Annotated in this window: 4 protein-coding genes; 1 reads left to right on the top strand and 3 read right to left on the bottom strand. The window is 55.8% G+C overall.

The genetic code is table 11. The annotated features are described in order from the left end of the window. Positions 1 to 72 precede the first annotated feature (72 nt). Complete coding sequence (gene speE / locus ACSZPU_RS22620; RefSeq protein ID WP_499003397.1) at positions 73 to 939, bottom strand: polyamine aminopropyltransferase; 867 nt, start codon at positions 937 to 939, stop codon at positions 73 to 75. A gap of 96 nt (positions 940 to 1,035) precedes the next feature. Further along, on the bottom strand, positions 1,036 to 1,383 hold the full coding sequence (locus tag ACSZPU_RS22615) for a YacC family pilotin-like protein (protein WP_499003395.1): 348 nt from the start codon (positions 1,381 to 1,383) through the stop codon (positions 1,036 to 1,038). Between the two features lie 154 nt (positions 1,384 to 1,537). Between ACSZPU_RS22615 and cueO the strand changes: the two genes are divergently transcribed. Further along, positions 1,538 to 3,121, top strand: coding sequence for a multicopper oxidase CueO (gene cueO, locus ACSZPU_RS22610; protein ID WP_499003393.1), 1,584 nt, complete (start codon positions 1,538 to 1,540; stop codon positions 3,119 to 3,121). 83 nt (positions 3,122 to 3,204) lie between these two features. Here cueO and ACSZPU_RS22605 read toward each other — a convergent pair whose 3' ends face one another. Further along, a complete protein-coding gene (locus ACSZPU_RS22605) occupies positions 3,205 to 5,592 on the bottom strand; it encodes a glucose/quinate/shikimate family membrane-bound PQQ-dependent dehydrogenase (RefSeq protein ID WP_499003390.1) in 2,388 nt (795 codons plus the stop codon). Between the last annotated feature and the right edge of the window lie 103 nt (positions 5,593 to 5,695).

Raw genomic sequence — 5,695 nt, 5'->3', positions numbered from 1 at the left:
TAGTCATGATAATAGGGCCTTCTGATTAGAAGGCCCTATTATCAATGATTTTTATCCTCGTGACGACACTATCTAGGACGACTGCGAAGAGAGCGCGTCTTGCAGATATTGCGGCAGGGCAAATGCCGCCGTGTGGATGGCCGGGTTGTAATAACGGCACGTCAGGCCTGCGGTATGGAAACGCGCCTGAATAATTTCGCTGGAAAGATGGCGCAGCGTTTCGTTATCCGTGGCCCAGGCAAAGGTCATAATGCCACCGTAATAGGTGGGAATGGCCGCCTGATAAAAGCTGACATCAGCGAAATAATGGCCAAGCTTACGATGGCTATCCAGCGCTTCATCCTGCTGCAGGAAGCAGACGCCGTTCTGCGCCACAAAAACGCCGCCAGGATTCAGGCAGCGCTTGCAGCCTTCGTAAAAGGCGGAGGTAAACAGGCTTTCGCCAGGGCCGACCGGATCGGTACAGTCGGAAATGATCACGTCAAAGGTTTGCGTGGTTTGGGTAACAAAGTTCACGCCATCATTGATAACCAGCTGGAAACGGGGATCGTCGTACGCACCGGCGTTGTGTTTCGGCAGATACTGGCGGCAGAAGGAGACGACACCGGCATCAATCTCCACCATGGTAATGGTTTCGATGTTTTTATGGCGAGTCACTTCACGCAGCATGGCGCCATCGCCACCGCCGATAATCAGCACGTGTTTCGCACGGCCATGAGCGAGCAGCGGAACGTGGGTCATCATTTCGTGATAGATAAATTCATCGCGTTCGGTGGTTTGCACCACGCCATCCAGCGCCATTACGCGGCCAAAAGCGGAATTTTCGAAAATGATAAGGTCCTGGTGCTCGGTTTTCTCGTGGTACAGCACCTTATCAACGGCAAAGTATTGCCCAAACTGGTCGTGCAGCGTTTCGTGCCACAGCGTGTTATCGGCCATAGGTTGCTCCTTTGTTAACACCTGCTCAAAACAGGCGCAACATCATAGCTAACTCTGACCGTGGATGCACGGTCAGCGTCCCCCGCTGGAAATAACTTACTTCACGTAGGCGAGCAGGCTGAGCGAGTCACGCGCCAGCGCTTTGCATTTTTTTGCGGTGGGAATGCGGATGCCACTCAGGTCGCGGTAGCTTGCTTCACCGAGCGTTTTCATATCCCAGGAATCGTAATTACTCAGGTCCCACTGATTTTGCTGTGCAAAGAAAACCAGCGCCCGGCGAATCTGACCATTAGGTAAGTTGTTATAGCCGCAATCGTTTTTCAGAAAGACAAACACAGCTGTAAGATCGGCCATATCTTCCGCTTCGGATTCATTCAGGGCATAGCTATTAGCGGAGACAGCCAGCAGGCTGCCGAACAAAATTGTTCTGAAAAACGTCTTCATTATTTCTACCACGGCATAACGGAAATTAAACGTTAGCACACTGTTGGCGAGGCGACGATATTTATTATCGTCCGATTCAAGCCTCTTTTCTTGACCTTCCGGCAAGGGGAGGGTTTATGCTCAAATTCCAGGCTGATCAAATAAGGAAAGGGACATGCAACGTCGTGATTTTTTGAAATACTCCGCTGCACTGGGCGTGGTGAGCGCGCTTCCGCTGTGGAGTCGTTCTTTGCTGGCAGCAGAAAGACCTGCGCTGCCGATTCCTCCGCTGCTGAGCGCCGATGCGCAAAACCATATTCAGCTTACCGTTCAGGCGGGGACATCGACGTTTGCGGGTAAACGTGCGACAACCTGGGGCTATAACGGCAACCTGCTGGGGCCGGCTATCCAGTTGAGTCAGGGGAAAACCGTTAACGTTTCGATTCGCAACGCGCTGGCGGAAGAGACCACCGTGCACTGGCATGGGCTGGAAATTCCTGGCGAAGTGGATGGTGGGCCGCAGGGGGTGATTAAACCCGGCGACAGCCGTATGGTCTCGTTTACTCCCGATCAGCCGGCCTCGACCTGCTGGTTTCACCCCCATCAACACGGCAAAACCGGCCATCAGGTGGCGATGGGGCTGGCCGGGCTGCTGCTGATTGAAGATGAAAATAGCCGCAAGCTACGACTGCCGCAGCAGTGGGGCATTGATGATATTCCGGTCATCATGCAGGACAAGCGTTTTACCGCTGACGGGCAGATTGATTATCAGTTGGATGTGATGAGCGCGGCGGTAGGGTGGTTTGGCGATACGCTACTGACCAACGGCGCGGTCTATCCACAGCATGCGGCACCGCGCGGCTGGCTGCGTTTACGTTTGCTCAATGGCTGTAACGCCCGTTCACTCAACGTGGCCGCCAGCGATAACCGTCCGCTGTATGTGATTGCCAGCGATGGTGGCTTGCTGAATGCGCCGGTGAAAGTCAGTGAGCTGGCGATGCTACCAGGTGAGCGCTTTGAGGTGCTGGTGGAAACCCGCGACAACAAAGTCTTCGATTTGGTCACACAGCCCGTACAGCAGATGGGCATGGCGGTAGTGCCCTTTGATAAGCCCTATCCGCTGCTGCGTATCCAACCGGTGGTGGTGACGGCATCCGGCATTCTGCCTGATACATTGTCGACGCTGCCGGGACTGCCTGCGCTGGACGGATTGACCCAACGGACTTTGCAGCTCTCTATGGATCCGATGCTGGATATGATGGGGATGCAGGCCCTGCAGCAGAAATACGGCGGTGCCGCGATGGGCGGGATGGGCATGCATCATGGCAATATGAACCATGGTCAGATGCAGATGAATCACGGCGGTATGAACCATGGTGGTATGGGGCAGATGAATCACGGTGGCGATGGGATGGATTTCCATAACGCCAATCGTATTAACGGCAAGGCGTTTGATATGCAGACGCCTGCGTTCGCCGCGCAGAAAGAGACCTGGGAGCGCTGGGTGATTTCGGGTGAAGGCGACATGATGCTGCACCCGTTCCACATTCACGGTACGCAGTTCCGTATTGTGTCGGAGAACGGTAAACCGCCCGCTGCGCATCGTGCGGGATGGAAGGATATCGTCAGCGTTGAAGGGGCGAAAAGCGAAGTGCTGGTCCGTTTTGCTCACGACGCGCCGAAGGAGTTTGCCTATATGGCGCACTGCCATCTGCTTGAGCATGAAGATACGGGGATGATGTTCGGGTTTACGGTTTAGGAAAATCGGCTTCATACAGTTCCCTCTCCCACGGGGAGAGGGAGAAAACACTAAAAAAGGCAACTTATGTTGCCTTTTGGCTTTTACTTCTCGTCTGGCAGGGCATAAGCAACAATATAGTCGCCCATCTTCGTACCAAACGATCCATGACCGCCGGCAGAGATGACAACGTACTGCTTGCCATTCACTTCATAGGTCATTGGCGTTGCCTGGCCACCGGCTGGCAGGCGGCCTTCCCACAGTTTCTCACCGTTAGTCATGTTGTAGGCGCGCAGATAGTTATCCGCCGTTGCTGCAACAAACAGCACGTTACCGGCAGTGGAAATCGGGCCGCCCAGCATCGGCATCCCCAGATTGAACGGCAGTTTAAACGGCATCGGGAACGGCAGGCTGTCCTGCGGCGTACCGATACGTTTTTTCCACGCAATCTGGTTGGTTTTCAGATCCAGTGCGGAGATATACCCCCAGCCCGGCTGTTTACACGGCAGGCCAAACGGTGACAGGAACGGGTTCAGCGTTACGCCATACGGTACGCCGTACTGCGGCTGAATACCGGTTTCGGTACCTGAGCCTTTCGCATCTTTCGGTGGCTCCATCGGGTTACCCGGGCCACGTGGGATCAGGCGGGAAACGAACGGCAGGGCGATAGGGTTAGCAATCGCCACCTGACGGTTCGGATCGACGGAAATACCGCCCCACTCGAACATCCCCAGGTTACCCGGGAACACCAGCGTGCCCTGTTCAGACGGCGGCGTGAAGATGCCTTCATAGCGCAGCTGATGGAACATCACGCGGCACACCAGTTGGTCGAACATGGTCGCGCCCCACATATCCGCGCCGCTCAGATCTTTCTTCGGACGGAACGTGAGTTCAGAGAACGGCTGAGTCGGGCTGACGTGGTCGCCTTTGGCTGCGCCCTGCGGTACAGGCTGCTCTGGAGCGGGAACGACTAACTGACCGTTACGACGATCGAGCACGAAGATGTTGCCCGTTTTCGCCGGAGCGTAGATAACCGGCACGGTTTTGCCGTCGACGGAGATATCCGCCAGCGTCGGCTGGGACGGCTGATCCATATCCCACAGATCGTGGTGAACGGTCTGATAGCTCCACTCAAGCTTACCGGTGGTCGCATTCAGCGCCACAATGGCACTGGCATAACGCTCCTGTTCCGGCGTACGGTTACCGCCCCAGATATCCGGGGTGGTGACGCCCATCGGCAGGTACACCAGATCCAGCTTCGCGTCATAGGCCGCAGGTGCCCAGGAGTTCGGCGAGTTCAGGGTGAATTTATGTTGGTCATCCGGGATGGCATTAGGATCTTTCGCGCCCGGGTCAAATGCCCACAGCAGCTTACCGGTATTGACGTCAAAACCACGGATCACACCAGACGCTTCACGGGTGGAGAAGTTATCCGTCACGGAACCGGCAATAACGATCACTTTATCCGTCACAATCGGCGGTGAAGTCGGTTCGTACATGCCTGGCGTCGTCACCGGCTGGTTGGTTTGCAGGTTCAGCACGCCTTTGGTGCCGAAGGTTTCGCACAGTTTGCCGGTATCGGCATTCAATGCAAACAGACGACCGTCGTTCACCGGCAGCAGGATGCGGCGCGGGCAGTCAGCCACTACGTCCGCAGGCGCGCTATCGGCCTTCGCTTCGTGGTAAGACACGCCGCGGCAGGTCACATGCTGGAAGAAGGTGTTGGTGTTGAGCTGCGGGTCGAAGTGCCATTTTTCTTTCCCGGTTGCCGCATCCAGTGCGAACAGACGCTGGTGGGCCGAGCAGAGATACAGCATGTTGCCAACTTTAATCGGCGTCACTTCGTTGGTGATTTCACCCGGATCGTTCGGCTGCTTTAAATCGCCGGTACGGAAGACCCAGGCTTCTTTCAACTGATGCACGTTATCGGCGTTGATCTGCTTAAGCGGGGACCAGCGCTGACCTTCCTGGTTACGCCCGTAAGCAGGCCAGTCTTGATCGGCAACCTGAGAAATCGGCTCTGCCGGGGTGGCGTCTGCGCTCAGGGTACCGTTAATTTCCTGCGGATCGTGGAAGCCCGCCCAGGTGAGGATACCGCCGCTTACCAGCAGCGCCACCACCAGTGCGGCAACCGCGCCGCCGGACGGGAAAACGAGTCTGCGCCAGACAAACGGCAGAATCAGCCAGATGCCGAAGAACACCAGAATGTCGCTACGCGGGGTGAGCGCCCAGAAGTCAAAGCCGACTTCCCACACGCCCCAGATCATGGTGGCCAGCAGCAGGGCGGCGTAAAGCCACAGTGCTGACTGCTTGCGCCGCAATAAAAGCACGGTGACGCCCAGCATGACCACCCCAGCGATGGGGTAGTACCAGGAGCCGCCAAGGGCAACAAGCCAGCCGCCGCCGATGAGTAAATAGAGTCCGCAAAACGCCGCGAACACTGCCGTCAGGGTCACGAGGATCCCAGACCGTTGCGATTTTGTTTCTGCCATAAAAAGACACCATTAAATTTGTTAATTTTTTAGATAGTGTCGTCACGAGGATAAAAATCATTGATAATAGGGCCTTCTAATCAGAAGGCCCTATTATCATGAC

The organism is Phytobacter sp. V69, assembly GCF_965644215.1.
In the GTDB taxonomy this organism is placed as follows: Bacteria; Pseudomonadota; Gammaproteobacteria; order Enterobacterales; family Enterobacteriaceae; genus Phytobacter.
The sequence above is the reverse complement of the archived record's forward strand: the minus strand, read 5'-3'. Positions and strand labels throughout refer to the sequence as shown.